13 protein-coding genes and 3 pseudogenes are annotated in these 15,026 nt (G+C 74.8%); 4 read left to right on the forward strand and 12 right to left on the reverse strand.

The genetic code is table 11. The features are described from left to right. The first annotated feature begins 61 nt into the window (after window positions 1-61). Window positions 62-808 carry a creatininase family protein gene (locus ACGFYH_RS33895; RefSeq protein ID WP_393807010.1) on the forward strand — a complete coding sequence of 249 codons (747 nt, stop codon included), beginning with the start codon at window positions 62-64 and terminating at the stop codon, window positions 806-808. Window positions 809-1,052: 244 nt separating this feature from the next. Here the strand turns inward: ACGFYH_RS33895 and ACGFYH_RS33900 are convergent. The 5 genes and pseudogenes from ACGFYH_RS33900 to ACGFYH_RS33920 all read right to left on the reverse strand — a co-directional run. Then, a pseudogene (locus ACGFYH_RS33900) lies at window positions 1,053-1,796 on the reverse strand (YbhN family protein); the annotation flags it as partial. 158 nt (window positions 1,797-1,954) lie between these two features. Continuing rightward, window positions 1,955-2,892: pseudogene (locus tag ACGFYH_RS33905) on the reverse strand (SAM-dependent methyltransferase). A gap of 588 nt (window positions 2,893-3,480) precedes the next feature. Continuing rightward, complete coding sequence (locus ACGFYH_RS33910; RefSeq protein ID WP_393807011.1) at window positions 3,481-4,683, reverse strand: glycosyltransferase family 4 protein; 1,203 nt, start codon at window positions 4,681-4,683, stop codon at window positions 3,481-3,483. A gap of 11 nt (window positions 4,684-4,694) precedes the next feature. Next, window positions 4,695-5,093: a 6-pyruvoyl tetrahydropterin synthase family protein gene (locus tag ACGFYH_RS33915; RefSeq protein ID WP_393807012.1), complete on the reverse strand. Its 399-nt coding sequence runs from the start codon at window positions 5,091-5,093 to the stop codon at window positions 4,695-4,697. Between the two features lie 114 nt (window positions 5,094-5,207). After that, window positions 5,208-6,206 carry a zinc-binding alcohol dehydrogenase gene (locus ACGFYH_RS33920; RefSeq protein WP_393807013.1) on the reverse strand — a complete coding sequence of 333 codons (999 nt, stop codon included), beginning with the start codon at window positions 6,204-6,206 and terminating at the stop codon, window positions 5,208-5,210. A 108-nt stretch (window positions 6,207-6,314) separates the two neighbouring features. On the opposite strand from ACGFYH_RS33920, the gene ACGFYH_RS33925 reads away from it, so the two are divergent. Further along, window positions 6,315-7,145 (forward strand): CDP-alcohol phosphatidyltransferase family protein, encoded by an 831-nt coding sequence (locus tag ACGFYH_RS33925; RefSeq protein WP_393807014.1) that lies wholly within the window; start codon window positions 6,315-6,317, stop codon window positions 7,143-7,145. Between the two features lie 33 nt (window positions 7,146-7,178). On the opposite strand, the gene ACGFYH_RS33930 is transcribed toward ACGFYH_RS33925, so the two are convergent. The 4 genes from ACGFYH_RS33930 to ACGFYH_RS33945 form a co-directional block, all read right to left on the reverse strand. Then, window positions 7,179-8,426, reverse strand: a complete 1,248-nt coding sequence (locus ACGFYH_RS33930; RefSeq protein ID WP_393807015.1) for an MFS transporter — start codon at window positions 8,424-8,426, stop codon at window positions 7,179-7,181. Between the two features lies 1 nt (window position 8,427). After that, on the reverse strand, window positions 8,428-10,224 hold the full coding sequence (locus ACGFYH_RS33935; RefSeq protein WP_393807016.1) for an ABC transporter permease subunit: 1,797 nt from the start codon (window positions 10,222-10,224) through the stop codon (window positions 8,428-8,430). Window positions 10,225-10,227: 3 nt separating this feature from the next. Beyond that, entirely contained in the window at window positions 10,228-11,739 is a 1,512-nt protein-coding gene (locus ACGFYH_RS33940) for an ABC transporter substrate-binding protein (RefSeq protein ID WP_393807017.1), read from the reverse strand. 139 nt (window positions 11,740-11,878) lie between these two features. After that, a complete protein-coding gene (locus ACGFYH_RS33945) occupies window positions 11,879-12,415 on the reverse strand; it encodes a GNAT family N-acetyltransferase (protein WP_393807018.1) in 537 nt (178 codons plus the stop codon). A gap of 137 nt (window positions 12,416-12,552) precedes the next feature. Between ACGFYH_RS33945 and ACGFYH_RS33950 the strand changes: the two genes are divergently transcribed. Continuing rightward, the gene (locus ACGFYH_RS33950) at window positions 12,553-12,684 is read left to right on the forward strand and encodes a hypothetical protein (RefSeq protein WP_393807019.1); all 132 of its coding nucleotides are present in this window, start codon (window positions 12,553-12,555) and stop codon (window positions 12,682-12,684) included. A 57-nt stretch (window positions 12,685-12,741) separates the two neighbouring features. On the opposite strand, the gene ACGFYH_RS33955 is transcribed toward ACGFYH_RS33950, so the two are convergent. Beyond that, a complete protein-coding gene (locus tag ACGFYH_RS33955) occupies window positions 12,742-12,948 on the reverse strand; it encodes a DUF397 domain-containing protein (protein ID WP_393807020.1) in 207 nt (68 codons plus the stop codon). Continuing rightward, on the reverse strand, window positions 12,945-13,325 hold the full coding sequence (locus ACGFYH_RS33960) for a DUF5753 domain-containing protein (RefSeq protein WP_393807021.1): 381 nt from the start codon (window positions 13,323-13,325) through the stop codon (window positions 12,945-12,947). The genes ACGFYH_RS33955 and ACGFYH_RS33960 overlap by 4 nt, the downstream gene beginning before the upstream one ends. A 273-nt stretch (window positions 13,326-13,598) precedes the next feature. Between ACGFYH_RS33960 and ACGFYH_RS33965 the strand changes: the two genes are divergently transcribed. After that, window positions 13,599-14,420 (forward strand): SAM-dependent methyltransferase, encoded by an 822-nt coding sequence (locus ACGFYH_RS33965; protein ID WP_393807022.1) that lies wholly within the window; start codon window positions 13,599-13,601, stop codon window positions 14,418-14,420. A gap of 16 nt (window positions 14,421-14,436) precedes the next feature. On the opposite strand, the pseudogene ACGFYH_RS33970 reads toward ACGFYH_RS33965, so the two are convergent. After that, a pseudogene (locus ACGFYH_RS33970) lies at window positions 14,437-14,788 on the reverse strand (glycoside hydrolase family 16); the annotation flags it as partial. Window positions 14,789-15,026 lie beyond the last annotated feature (238 nt).

The raw sequence follows: 15,026 nt of genomic DNA on the forward strand, positions 1-15,026 counted from the left end.
GCGTTCCTCAACAGACTGCTCAACGGAGACGAAAGGCCGTGCGCGAATGGATGTTTCACCGATGCCGGCGGACACGAGCGCGGACGTGCGCGAACGGGGTGCCGAAGTGCCGCGGCAGGTGGCGGTGCTGCCGGTGGGGAGTTACGAGCAGCACGGCTCCTACCTCCCGCTGGCGACCGACACGCTCGTCGCGTGCGCCGTCGCCCGGGAGTTGGCCGCCGCGTATCCGGTGCACCTGCTGCCGCCGGTGACGATCGGCTGCTCGCACGAGCACGCGGACTGGCCCGGGACCGTGAGCATCTCCGCGGTGACCCTGCACGCGGTCGTGCGGGACATAGCGGACTCCCTGCGCCGCTCGGGTGTCGAGGCCCTGGTCGTGGTCAACGGGCACGGCGGCAACTACGTGCTGGGCAACGTCGTTCAGGAGTCCTCCGCCCGCGGTGAGCGGATGGCGCTGTTCCCGGCCGCGGAGGACTGGGAGGCGGCGCGGGAGCGGGCGGGCGTGACCACCTCGCTGCTCACCGACATGCACGCGGGGGAAATCGAGACCTCCATTCTTCTGCACGCGCACCCCGAATCGGTCCGGCCCGGTTACGAGGCCGCCGATTTCGTCGCGGACGACCGGCGTCATCTGCTCTCCCTCGGTATGTCCGCCTATACCGATTCCGGTGTCATCGGGCGTCCTTCACTGGGATCGGCGGAAAAGGGGAAGGAACTGCTGGCGAGCCTCGCGGATTCCTTCGGAGAATACTTCGCACTGCTGACAGCGGCGACGGTCGCGGTGTCCGGCGACGACGAACGCGCATAGGGCGCGGAACACTCGCCGGCGCGGGCTCGGGGTTCCGCCTGCCGGACGGTGCGGTCTCGGGGTTCGCCTGCCGACCGGCGCGGGCTCGCGGTTCCGCCTGCCGACCGGCGCGGGCTCGGGGTCCGGCCTGCCGGACGGTGCCACCCCGCGGTTCCGCCCGCCGGCGGACGACGAGGACGACGACGCCGGGCAGGCTCGCCACGAGGCTGAGCACGCCGTACACCACCGCCACCCCGAGCCCCGTGCCCGCGCCCAGCCCCGCCGCACCGAACGCCCAGGCGGTGACGCCCTCCCGGGGACCCCAGCCGCCGACGTTCAGCGGCACCCCCATGGCGAGCAGGGCCAGCACGCCCAGCGGCGTGAGCACGGCGACGGAGGCTCCGCTGCCGGCCACCCGGGCGGCGAGCACGAACATCGTGAGGTGCCCGGCGAGCACGACGACGGAGGAGACCGCGACGCCCAGCAGGTTCCGCCGGGACAGCAGCCCGTGGCGTGCCTCGCCGAGCGTCGCCCGCAGGGCCCGCCCCCGGCGCGCGGGCGCCCGGTTCAAGCGCAGGGCGAGGACGACGGCGAGCGCGCCGAGCAGTGCCAGGGCCACCGGCGGTGCGACGTGCCGGGCCTCGGTCAGCACCGGGGACGGCATCGTGAGCAGCACGGCGACGCCGGCACCGATCAACGCGAGCTGCCCGGCGACCCGTTCGAGGACGACGGCCCGCACGCCGCGCCCGAGGTCACCGGCGCTCCGCCCGTGCCGCACCGCGCGGTGCACGTCGCCGAGGACGCCGCCGGGGAGGGCGGCGTTGAGGAACAGGGCGCGGTAGTAGTCGGCGACGGCCGCTCCGAGCGGCAGCCGGATGCGCAGTCCCCGCGCCACCAGGGCCCAGCGCCAGGCGCTGAACACCGTGGTGACCAGCCCGATCCCGAGGGCCGCGAGCACGCTGGGCCCGTCGATCCGGCGCAGCCCGTCCAGGAAGGCGCCGGTCCCCATCCGCCACAGGAGCACGGCGAGGACGGCGGTGCCGACGAGGGTGCCGAGGTGGGTGCGCAGGGCGGCACGGCGGCGGGTCGCGGCAGCGGTGACGGGAGTGTCTCGGCGTGCGGCCGTGGGCAGGTCCCGCGCCGGCACGGTCGGCACCGCCGGTGCGCTCACGGGGCCCCGCCCGTCGGCCGGCACAGCGCCAGCAGGTCGGTGTGGTGGACGACCACACGCAACTCCCCCGCCGCGCAGGCCGCGAGGCGCTCGTCCAGGTACCGGGCGGCCCGCTCCCGCAGTTCCGGGCGCTGCTCGACGGCCGCACCGACCCAGCCCCGCAGCCACTGCGCCGTGAGACCGGCGTCGTCGGGGCCCAGCCGCCAGGGGCTGGGGTGCGCCCGTACGGTGACGCCGTGCTCGGCGAACGCCTCGGCCGCCGCGGTGACCGCGTCGGGACCGAGCATGCCGGTTCGGCGCTGGTGGTCGTTGAACGCCTCGGTGATCTCGGCGTCCAGGGGGTGTACGGGGGCGAGGTCGACGTGCCCGGCGACCGAGAGGGTCAGCAGCGCCGGGCAGCCGGCCGCGGCACAGGCGGCGGCGAGCTTGCCGACCTGCTCGGTGCTGAGGACGTCGAGCAGCGCGGACGCCGTCACCAGCGCGGCGCCGGTCAGGGCGTCCGGGGTGAGGCGGGCGAGGTCCCCGCGCCGCGTCTCCACGGTCACGCGGCTGCCGTCGGCGGCGGTGCGCGGGGCGGCGACGGCGGCGAAGTGCAGGAGGTAGGGGTCGCGGTCGTGCAGCACCCAGTGCTGGGGTCCGTCGAGCAGCGGGGCGAGCCAGCGTCCCATCGAACCGGTGCCGCAGCCCACGTCGTGCACCACCAGCCCGTCCGCCCGCCCCGGCAGGTTGGCGAGCCGGATCCGCAGCGGGTCGAGCAGATCGTGCGCCCGCGCGGCGGCGTCGGCGGGCTCCCGCAGCCGCAGCCACTCGGGGGCGTAGCGCGGGGGGTCGGCGGGATGCTCCGGGACCGGGCCCTGCGCGGCCTCGGCGCCCGGCCGTGGCTCCGGGTCCTGCCCCGCCCCTTCCCGGAGGCGGACGGTCGCGCGCCCGGCAGGGGGCTGCCCGGGACGGCCGGTGAGCTGCCCGGGGCCGCCGGTGAGCTGCTCGGGACTGCCGGTGAGCTGCTCGGCGGGCCGGTTCGCGGGCCGGTTCGCGCGGTCCTCGCCCGGCGCGGCCACGACACCCGAGGCGGTGCGCTCGCCCGGCAGCTCGCCCCGCTGCTCGGCGGGTTGCTCACCCGGCCACGCACCGGGCCTGTCGGCAGCCCGTGCGGCGGGGCCGCCCGTGCCCTGGCCTGCGGGCCCGCCCGGAGCCTGCCCGGTGGGCCCGCCCGGAGCCTGCCCGGTGGGCCCGCCCGGAGCCTCCCCGGTGGGACCGGCCGGAGTGCGCCCGGTAGGCCCGCCCGGGGTGCGCCCGGTAGGCCCGCCCGGGGTCTGCCCGGTAGGCCCGCCCGGGGTACGCCCGGTAGGCCCGCCCGGGGTGCGCCCGGTAGGCCCGCCCGGGGTGCGCCCGGTGGGACCGCCCGGGGTCTGCCCGGTGGGACCAGCCCCGGGGATCGCGCCGTTCGCGGAGTCGTGGGCGGCCTGCGGACCGGGCTGGGCCGGGATGACGCCCTGGGCCGGCGCGGTCGTCCTCCTCGTGCTCATGCCGCCCTCCTCGGTTCGCTCGACAGCCGGTGCAGAACTCCGGCCAGGCTCTGGGCCGTGCTCGCCCAGCCGTTGAGGGCGGCGCGGCGGCCGCGGGCGGCGGCCTTCAGCCGGCGCCGTACGTCCACCTCGCCGAACCAGCCGCGCAGCTCCGCGGCGAGGGCGACGGGGTCCTCCGGCGGGACGAGGATGCCGGGCACGCCGCCGTCGGGCGCGCGTCCGACCGCCTCCGGGAGGCCGCCGACGTCCGTGGCCAGCACGGGGATGCCGCGTGCGAGGGCCTCGGTCACCGCCATGCCGTACGTCTCGGCGTACGACGTGAGGACCATCAGGTCGGCCGTGGCGTAGGTGGCGTCCAGCTCGGCCCCGGCCCGCGGTCCGGCGAGTACCAGCCGTTCCCCGAGACCGTGCCGGGCGATCAGCGACCGCAGCCGGTCGACGTACGCGGGGTCGTGCCCGAGTCCGCCGACGCACACGCAGTTCCACGGCAGGTCGGTCACCGCCGCCAGCGCCTCCACCAGCCGGTGCTGGCCCTTGCGGGGCGTGACCGCGGCGACGCACACCAGCCGGGAGACGCCGTCGGTGCCGGGCGCGAGGGGCGCGATGTCGGCGCCGGGGGCGGCGACGTGGACCCGGCCCGGGTCGAGGCCGTGGTGGGAGACGAGGCGGCGCACCGCCCAGTCGCTGGTGGCGACCACGGCCGGGACGGCACGCAGCACCGTGCGTTCGCGGGCGTCCAGTTCGGCGGCCACGGCGGGTTCGAGGCCGGTCTCGTCGCCGAGCGGAAGGTGCACGAGGACGGCCATGCGCAGCCGCTCGGCCTCCGGAACGACGATCTCGGGCACCCCGCAGGCGACCAGGCCGTCGAGGAGGACGACGGCACCGTCCGGCAACCGGCGCAGAAGGCGCGCGAGTTCCGCGCGGGCGGCGTCGTCCGGCCGGGGCCAGTCGCCGGGCACTGGCAGGCCGCGCACCCGCCAGCCGAAGCCGGGCAGGTCGAGGCGTATCCGCCGGTCGTAGGCGTTGCCGCCGCTGGGCGCGGCCGGGTCGTCGACGCCGCCCGGCATGACGAGGTGCACGGAGCGCAGGGACATGGGGACGATCCCCCCGTTCCTCGGGGCCGGAGCCGGCGCGGACGACTGTGCGGGGACGTAGGTGAGCCGGGCGCGCCCGGCGGTCGCACCGGTGGTCGCTTCCACTGACGCGCCGGTCACAGCGCACGCTCGTAACTCGCCCAGGCGACGTGCGACTCGTGCAGGGTCACGGTGAGACCGGCCAGACCCCTGGCCCCCTCACCGAGCGCGCCCTTGTGCACGCGCGCGGCGAGCCGGTCGGCGATGACCTTGGCCAGGAACTCCGTGGAGGTGTTGACGCCGGCGAAGTCGGGTTCGTTGTCGAGGTTGCGGTAGTTCAGCTCGCCCACGACGGCGCCCAGCTCCTGGGTGGCCAGTCCGATGTCGACGACGATGTTGTCCTCGTCGAGCTGTTCGCGCCGGAAGGTGGCGTCCACCAGGAACGTCGCTCCGTGCAGGCGCTGCGCGGGCCCGAAGACGTCGCCGCGGAAGCTGTGGGCGATCATGATGTGATCGCGGACGGTGATGCTGAACAACGGGCGACCCTCCAGGTGTGGCGCGTCTGGTCCCCCGCCATGGCTGCGCGGGGTGCCGTCTATTACGGCTGGATGCCTTCCCTTGTTCAGCGGCCGGTACGTCTTTTCTCAAGGTCAGACGCCGGTGTGGCCGTCCCGCGGGTCGTAGCGGATCCGGTGGCACAGTGCGGGTGTCTCGCCGGAGGCCAACCGCGGCATCAGGTCCGGCAGTTCGGCGAACGCGGACTCGCCGGTGACGAGCGCGTCGAGCGCCGGGTCGGCGAGCAGTTCGAGGGCGAGGGCGAGCCGGTCGGTGTAGCCGCGGGTGGCGCCGCGGGCCGGGGAGACGGTGCCGACCTGGCTGCCGCGCAGGGTCAGACGCCGGGAGTGGAAGGCCTCGCCGAGCGGCAGGGCGACGCGCCGGTCGCCGTACCAGCTCAGCTCGACGACGGTGCCTTCGGGCCGCAGCAGTTCCAGTGACCGGGCGAGCCCCGCTTCCGTCGCACTGGCGTGCACGACGAGATCGCGGTCGCCGACCGCGTCGGCCGGGGACGCGAAGCCGACGCCGAGTGCCTCGGCGACCTTCGCCCGGGCCGGATCGGCGTCGACCAGCTCGACGCGGACGCCCGGGAAGCGGGCCAGCAGGGCGGCCACCGAGCAGCCGACCATGCCACCGCCGACCACGGTGACCCGGTCGCCGACCAGCGGCGCCGCGTCCCACAGGGCGTTGACGGCGGTCTCGACGGTGCCGGCCAGCACGGCCCGCCCGGCGGGGACCTGAGGCGGCACCGGGGTGACGGCGGCGGCGGGGACGACGTACCGGGTCTGGTGCGGGTAGAGGCAGAAGACGGTGCGTCCGACGAGGGCGTCCGGTCCCTCCTCCACCACGCCGACGTTGAGGTAGCCGTACTTCACCGGCCCGGGGAAGTCGCCCTCCTGGAACGGCGCGCGCATGGCCGCGTACTGGTTCCCGGGCACCCGGCCGCCGAAGACGAGGGTCTCGGTGCCCCGGCTCACGCCGGTGAAGAGCGTACGCACGAGTACCTCGTCGACGCCCGGCGCCGGCAGCTCCACGTCACGGATCGCGCCCCGGCCTGGCGCTTCGAGCCAGAACGCGCGTGCCATGCGGGTCATCGGATGTCCTCCTGAACGATCGGGAAGCCGCCCACGTACCGAGGGATGCACAGCCGCGCACAAGGTAGCGGCGTCGATCGACTCTGTCACACGGCCGGAGGGTGTTCGGTGGCCCTGAACAACACGTACGACGCGTATGACGCGAGGCCCGTTCAGCAGGAGACGGCGGTGGGGGCGGGCGCGCAGATCCTGCTGCTGTCGCTGCTCGGAACCGCGATCGGGATGGGCACGGCGGGCTGGCTGACCGGCCTCGTGTTCGCGTTCGCGAGCTGGGCGGTGCTCTCCCTGGCCCTGCACCGCTCCCGGCTGCCGTCGTTCGGCCCGGCCAACCGGGTCACCCTCGGCAGGGCCACGCTGGTCGGCGGGGTCACCGCCCTGGTCGCTGACTCCTTCCGCAGCGCGCCGCCCGTCGCTCTCCTCGTCGGCCTGACGGCCGTGGCCCTGATCCTGGACGGCGTGGACGGCAAGGTCGCCCGCCGCACCGGCACGTCCACACCGCTGGGTGCCCGCTTCGACATGGAGGTCGACGCGTTCCTCATCCTGGTGCTCAGCGTCTACGTCGCGATGGACCTGGGCCCGTGGGTGCTGCTGATCGGCGGCATGCGGTACGTGTTCGTCGCCGCGGCCCGGGTGTGGCCGTGGCTGACCGCCCCGCTGCCGCCGAGCACGGCCCGCAAGACGGTGGCCGCGCTCCAGGGCGTACTGCTGCTCCTGGCGGGTGCCGACCTGCTGCCGCGCGTGGCGAACGCCGGGGTGGTGGCGCTGGCGCTGGGCCTGCTGGTGTGGTCGTTCGGGCGGGACGTGGTGTGGCTGTGGCGGGAGTCGCGGGTGACGGCATCGCTCTCGGAGACCCACGCGCAGGATCAGGCGGAGACCCACGGAGGGCCGCACGGGGAGTCCCACGTCCGGTCGGCGGTGCGGGAACTTGTGCCCCAGTGACGTCCGGTGGGTGACGCGTGGCGGGACGACGCGTCAGCCGACGCCCGATCCGCGACGCGGCAGCAGCCCCGCCGCCGCCAGCGGTACGGCGGCCAGCGCGAGCCACGGCACGGCGACCGGCAGCCCGCTGTCCAGCAGCAGGCCGGTCGCGGAACTGCCTGCCAGCACGACGACCCCGGAGACCGACGACAACGCCCCCGTGTACAGCCCGAGCCGCCCGTCCTCGGCGAGGTCCGGCACCCGGGCGCGGGCGACCGGCGCGACGAGCATCTGCCCGAGGGTGAGCAGGACGACGAACCCGGCGGCGGGCACCAGCCCACCCGCCCCCGTCCACCCGGCGGGCCGCGTCAGCCCGACGACGGTGAACCCGACGGCGATCAGCGCCAGCCCCGCCACCATCGACCGGCGCGGCGCCAGCCGCTGTCCCGCCCACCGGGTCACCGGCAACTGCGCGCTCACCACGAGCAGCGAGGACAGCGCGAACAGCCAGGCCAGCGGCGCCCGCGAACCGGCGGCCCGCTCGACCTCGGCGGGCAGGGCGAGGTAGAGCTGGTTGTAGGCGAGCAGACAGGCGCCGTACGCGCAGCACAGCGCGAGGAAGCGCCGGTTGCGCAGCAGCAGCCGTGCCCCACCCCTGGTCCGGACACGCGACCGCCCGGGAATGTGCTGCGGCAGCAGCCACGCGTGCCCGGCGAGGACGAGCACGAACACCCCGGCACCGGCGAGGCACGCCGTACGGAAGGCGACGGCCAGCAGCAGCGCCCCCAGCAGTGGCCCGACGAACGCCCCCGCCTGCCCGGCGACGGTGAACAGCGCGAGCACCCGGGTCCGGTCTCCGTTCCCCTCCTGCTCCCACAGGACGGCCTGCCGGGCGACCTCGGACTCGACGGCCGGCGAGAAGAGCGCGGCGGCGAACCCGATGAGCAGTACGGCACCGATGACGGCCCAGGTCCGCTCGGCGAAACCGAGCCACCCGAACCCGGCGATCCGCAGTACGCACCCGGCGAGGACGACGGGCCGGACGCCGTACCGGTCGGCCAGCGCCCCGCCGACCACGAACAGCCCCTGCTGGCTGAAGGTCCGCAGCCCGAGCACGAGTCCGACCAGCCACCCCGCCATGCCGACGGACTGTCCCAGATGCTCGGCCAGGAAGGGCAGCACGGCGAAGAAGCCGAGGTTGAAGGCGAGTTGGGTGAGGATGAGCAGCCGGAGCAGCGGGGAGAACGGGGCGGTGTGACGGCCGGGCGCCTGCCCGGACCGGACGGTGGAGGCGGAGGTCATGTCATCGGGCTCCGGCCGGTTCCCTCTCCGCCTCGGCGACGGGCCGCCGCTCGACCTCCTGGACGGTACGAGGGGATGGCCGCCGGGGCGGGCGCAGTCCACCCGCGGCGCTGACGGCCAGCGCGCCGAGCAGGGCGAGGGCGGCGGCAGGCGCGAGGACGGCCCAGGGGGCGCGCTCGGCGTAGGGCTGGTTCTCGGCGAGGAGCAGCCCCCACTCGGGGGACGGCGGCTGGGCGCCGAGCCCGAGGAATCCCAGTGAGGCGAGCGCGAGGGCGACCCCGGGCAGCCGCAGCAGGGCATGCCGGAGCACCGGCGGCAGCACGGCGGGCAACAGCTCGTACCGGAGGAGATGCACCCGTCCCGCGCCCAGCCCCTCGGTGGCGGTGATGTGCAGGGTGGCGCGTTCCTGGCGCAGCAGGGAGGAGGTGTGCGTGGCGAGCGGCGCCCAGGCCACGGCCCCCACGGCGAGCGCGGGCGTGGCCGCGCCGCTCCCGGCGGCGGCGGTGACGAGCAGCGCGACGAGCACGGGCGGGACGGCGTTGACGGTGTCGACGAGTGGCGCGGACACCCGGGGCACGAGCCCGAGGAGCACGCCCGCGAGCAGCGCCGCGGCGCTGATGGCGGAGGCAAGCAGCAATGTGTCCAGCGCGCCGTGGCCGACGCGGGCGAGCAGGTCGCGCCCGAGGGCGTCGGTACCGAGGGGATGGTGGAGGGAGGGAGCCCGCAGCCGCTGCCCGGTGTCGAGGGTGAGCGGATCACGGGCCAGCCCGGACCCGACGACGGCGAGCAGGACACCACCGTAGAGGAGGGGAAGCACCGCGCGGGCGGCCGCTGCGGGCCGGTGCAGCGAGGGCAGGGCGCCGTCCCGCAGGGCGGGCCCGGTCAGCAGACGGGCCGTGAAGCGCGTGACCCCGGTCGCGCACGCGGCGAGAAGGACGAGGGCGAGGGTGCCGGCCTGGAGCACGGGCAGGTCCTGGGCGAGAGCGGCCTGGAGGGTGTTCCGCCCGAGCCCTGGAATGTCGAAGACCTGCTCGGCGGCGACGGCTCCGCCGGTCAGGCCGACGACGAACAGTCCGAGGTTGGGCAGCAGCGCGGGCACACAGCGCCGTACGGCCTGGCGGGCGATGGACCGCCCGGTCAGCCCACGGGCCGCGGCGGCCAGCGCCCACGGCTCCCCGAAGGCACCGGGCAGCAGATCGCCGAGCAGCCGGCCGAGCACGGCGCCCGCGGGCAGCCCGAGGGCGAGCGCGGGCAGCACGGTCCACTGGGGCCCGTACCACCCCAGTGCGGGCAGCCACCCCCACTGCACCCCGACGACGGTGGCGAGCACGGAAGCGACGAGGAACTCGGGCAGCGAGGCGAGGACTGCGGACAGGCTCCCGCCGCTCCGCCGCCCACCGAGCCCCCGCCGTGCCCCCAGCCGCAGCGTGCGGGCGCAGACGATCCCGGCGGTGAGGACGGCGACGAGCAGTGCGACGCCCATGAGCAGCAGGGAGACCCCGAGTGCCTGGAGCACCTCGGGCAGTACGTCGCTCCCGGAGATCCACGACCGCCCGGCGTCACCGCGCAGGAGCCCGCCGAGCCACCGCGCGAGTACGTGCGTCGGCCCCCCGTCGAGCCCGAGCTGCTCACGGATGCCGGCGAGGACCTGGGGCGTCGGCTCACGCTCGGCGGACCGCGCCTTGAGGACCGTGTACGCCGGATCGGTGTGCGTGAGCCACGGCAGCAGCCCGATTCCGCACACGAGCGAGCCCGCGAGAATGACTCGCCACACCGCGACGGCCACCCGCTGCCGCACGGTTCAGCGCCGGGTGCCGGTGCCGACGAGGGCACGCTCGTACGGGTCGAGGATCACGCCCCGCACGGAGGCGGCGACGCCGGTGATGACGCGCTGGTGCACGAGCGGCACGACGGCGTCGCTGCCGAGGATGCGCGCCTCGGCGGCCATGGCGGCGTCCTGCCGCTTCGCGGTGTCGGCGGTCTTCTCGGCGTCGGCTACGGCGCGGTCGACGCCCTGGTCGCACAGCTGGGCGATGTTGAAGCCGCCGGCGCAGGTGTAGTCGCTCGCGAGGACGGCGATGGGGTCCCCGGTGTCGAGGAGGGTGTTCCGGGCGAGCACGAAGGCGTCGAACTTCCCGTCCAGCGCGTCCCCTTCGAGCCGCGAGTACTCCCGCACGGTGAGCTTCACCGTGAACCCGGCCTTCTCCAGCTGCTGTTCGACCACCTGGGCGACCTCGGGCAGCTCGGGCCGGTTGTCGTAGGTGGCGAGGGTGACGGTGTCGCCGCCGGACTCGGGCCCGGTGGCCGCCGCCCGCCCGACGGGTTCGGTCCGCTTGCCCTCGGCCCAGGTCACGGCGGGCCCGTAGACACCGGCACCGGGATCGGCGTACCCCTCGTACACGTCCTTGGCGAACACCGAGGTGTCGACGGCGTCCCGGGCGGCGGCCCGCAGCCCGGCGTCCTCGAAGATTCCGGACGAGGCGTTGAGGAGCAGGCTGGTGGTGCGGGTGGTGGCGGTGGCGCGCCGGGTCTCCTCGTCGAGGGACGCCGCCTGGGCGACGGGAACGGCCTCGGCGATGTCCAGCTCGCCGGTGCGCAGGGCGTTGGCGCGTGCGGTGCCGTCGGCGATGAAGCGGGCGTCGATGCCGGAGGCCTGGGCGCGGCCGCCCCAGTAGCCGTCGAACCGGTCGAGGGAGGCGGAGGTGGCGCCGTTGACCTCGGTCAGCTCGAAGGGACCGGTGGCGTGGCCGGCGGGGTCGACGCGGCCGCTCTTCCCATAGGCGTCCTCGGACAGGATCGCGAGGCTCGGGCTGGACAGCCGCAGCGGCAGTACGGGGTCGGGCTCGGCGGTGGTGATCCGGACCACTCGGTCGCCGCCCGCCTCGGCCGTGAGGGCGACACCGGCCAGGGCGGCGGGGGCGGGCGCGGCGTCGGTGGCGTGGGCGAGGGATTCGGCGACTGCGGCGGGCGTGACCTCGGCGCGGTCCTGGAAGGTGGCGTCGCGGAGGGTGAACTCCCAGGTCTTGTCCCCGTTCCGCCGCCAGGACTCGGCGAGCGCGGGGGCGGCGGAGCCGTTGGCGTCGAGGGAGGTGAGCCCCTCGGTGACCCCGAGGCGGCTGAGCAGGGTGGCGTCGGCGCCGTACGGGGAGAGGTTCTCGGCGGGCGGGAAGGCGAGGGCGACGCGGAGCCGGGCGCCGTCACCGTCCTTGCCGTCGCCGGAGCCTGAGTCGTCGCCACCGGAGGCGAAGCAGCCGGCTGTCAGCGGGAGGAGCAGGAAGGGGGCGAGCAGCCGGGGGCGGCGGTGGGAGCGCATGGTCCTCGGATCGATCAGGAGGGGCGGGCAGGCGGCAGACAACAGGCGCAGACACCGGGGTGCCGACAACAGGTGGGAGGCGGCGGGTGGATGGCGGCAGCGAACCGGAGATTACATGAAAATGATTTCCATGCCTACCTCACTCCAGGGAAACCTCGAAGTGCACGATCCCCTGCCCACCGCCCGCATCCTCCCGCTCGTCGTGCACCACCTTGGCCAACGACCGCCAGAACGGCTCGGCCCCGGCGACGGCGGGGTCGGTGTGCAGATAGACGGCCCGGTATCCCCCGTCGGCGGCGGCGAACGCCAGCAACCCGTCGACAAGTCGACGCGCGAGCCCACGCCTCCGATGCTCGGGCCGGACGTACACCCGCCGCAGCTGCGCGGTGACACCGGAGGGGTAGCGCTCGGCGACGTGGCGAGGGTTCGGGGGGTGCGCGGGACCACGGGAGTCGAGGGCGCCGGTGGCCACGACCTCACCGGCCGCGTCGACCGCGACGAGGAGAGCGTGCCGCTCGGGGGTCACGTACGCCCCGGCCGGGTCGATGACATCAGCGTGCCAGCGGGGGACATACCCGGCGCCGAAGTCGCGGTAGACGGTGTCGAGCATGACGGCTCGGGCGGCGTCGAGGTCGGCGGGAGTTGCTGGGCGGATACTGTAGTCACTGGTGCGCACTTGCACATCATATGCAGTAAGAGTTCGGCACCGCTCGAATGGGAGGGCGGACGGCGGCTCACTACTGGCGTCCACACGCTCTCGGCCATCCGCGCGATCAGGTGCCCACCTCTGCCACCGGTTACATGATGGATCACGTGTCCACCATCGACACCCTCGGCAAGCGCTGCTTCGGCGCCGACCGGGGCTTCAAGTCCAACCTCGACCGCAGCGCGCGCCGATCGGCCTGGCGGATGATCCGCAGCGAGGAAGGGTTGGACGACTTCTGAGATACGAGACGAAGGGAGGGGTCCGGCACGCGCGCCGGACCCCTCCCTTCGTGTAGGTCAGCGCCCGGCAGCCACCCGTACGAAGCCGGCCCAAGCATCGGCGCCGACTGAGAGCCGGGCCCCCGCAGGCTGCTTCGAGTCCCTGATGAGGACTTCGCCGCTCACTGCGGCAACTTCTACGCATTCACCACCGTTGCCTGTGCTGTAACTGCTCTTGACCCAAGCGGCCTCGGGCACAGCCGCCTTGGCGCGCTGCACGCTCATGTGTCTCCCATCAGTTGTTCGACGAACGCCATCGACTCGCTCGGTGACAGCGCTTGTGATCGGAGGATGCCATAGCGCGCTTCGAGCGTGCGTACGTATGCGATGTCGGTGTACAAACTGCTGTGATCCTGTACTTCCGCGTATGCGACACGCTGTCCCTTTTCGGTGTCGATCAACGTGAAGGGGCCGCCCAAGGCGGCGTTGTCCTCGCGCCCCATCGGCATGACCTGTACCTCTACGTTCCTAGACTGACCCGTATCGAGGATTTGTTCCAGCGTCCCGCGCATGACTCTTGGCCCACCAACCGGCCTGCGGAGGACTGCCTCCTCGATTACAGTGCCGGTGTCGAGGCGGGGTCTGGGCACACCGGCGGTCACAGGACACTCCTCCGTACGCGGAACGGCACCGACAGGCCGTCGGCCTATCCGGATCCGGCCCGGAGCAGCGGGTGTTGTCGTCCGTGGCCGCCGACGGGTCGGCTCCCGTTCCGTCCAGGGGGCGTGGTCGCCGCGGTGCTGAGGGCGGGCTCCGGTTCCGGCACGACCGGGGCCCTGCACCGCGACCCGGCGCGTGCCAAGATGTCGTACCGGCAGTGGGTCGTCACGCTGTTTCCGCCGGTGGCCCGCGAGTTGAGGACGGAGTCAGACAGTATGACCTCCCTGAGCGGCGGCGAGAGCGCCGCGCACCCGAACAGGATCGACACGAGCAGGCCCCACCCGGCGCGGATGTACGACTACTTCCTCGGCGGGAAGGACAACTACGAGGTCGACCAGCGGGCCGCCGAGGAGTTCATGAAGGTGGCCCCGGAGGTGCGGGAGGGGGTTCTCGCCAACCGGCACTTCATGCACCGTGCGGTCCGGCACGTGGTCGCCGAGGGGGGTGTGCGCCAGATACTCGACGTGGGTACCGGGCTGCCCACCGAGCCCAACGTGCACCAGGTCGCGCGGGCCGTGGCCCCGGAGACCCGCGTCGCCTACGTCGACAACGACCCCATCGTCAGCACCCACTCCCGGGCCCTGTCGGACGACGACCCCGACACCTCCGTGGTTCTGGCCGATCTGCGGGACCCCCGAGCGATCCTCGACCATCCCGACGTACGGGCGGTCATCGACTTCGACCGGCCGGTGGCACTGCTCCTCGTGGCCGTCGTGCACTTCGTCGCCGACGCGGAGGACCCGGCGGGCATCATGGCCACGTTGCGCGACGCGCTGCCCACCGGGTCGTATCTGGTGCTGTCGCACGCGACGGGTGATGTCCACGCGGACCGGCGCGAGGACGCGGCGGCCGTCTACAAGAGCGCCACCGCGTCCATGAACCTGCGCCCGCACGCCGAAGTCCTCGGTCTCTTCGGCGACTTCACCCTGGTCGAGCCCGGCCTGGTCCGGGTCACCGACTGGCGCCCGGACGAGGTGCGGGGGCCCGGCGCCCCGCCGATCGGCATCTACGGCGGTGTGGCACGCAAGGGCGCCTGAGACGCGGCGGCCACCCTTTCCGTTCCACCCGCGCCCAGTCCGCCTCCGCCCGCACTCCCCCGGCCGCGGACCGGTCTACACAGGACCGCGGAAGCCCCGGTACGGGCTGGTGCCCCGGCTCCTCCTCGCCGGGTACGCGCCGCCGGGGAACGTCATGCCCGTCGGCGTCCGCTCCACCGCGTAGGTGTGCCACTGGTCGGCCCGCCCGCCGCCCGGGTACACCTGGCGCGCTCCCGTGTCGCCGTCCGCCGAGTAGCGGGGCCGTGCAGGGTGGTGCCGGTCCAGTCGCCGTAGCCGATGTTCTCCATGATGTCGGTCTGGCCGGAGGCGGGCCAGGACACGGAGACGCCGTCGACGTTGCGCGCGAGGGGGCGGGATGACATGCGGTCCCGAGGCGTGGGGACCGGGGGGGGGGGGGGGGGGCCCCCCCCCCCCCCCCCCCCCCCCCGGGCGGGCCCCCCCCCCCCCCCCCCCCCCCCCCCCCCCCCGGCGCCCCGCCCGGCGCCCCCCCCCCCCCCCCCCGGGGGGGGGGGGGCCCCCCGCCCCGGGCCCCGCGGGCCCCGCCGCCCCCCCCGCCCGCGGGGCCCCCGCCCCAGGCCGGTGGGG

Origin of the sequence: Streptomyces sp. NPDC048392 (assembly GCF_043200575.1) — a bacterium.
Classification (GTDB): Bacteria; Actinomycetota; Actinomycetes; order Streptomycetales; family Streptomycetaceae; genus Streptomyces.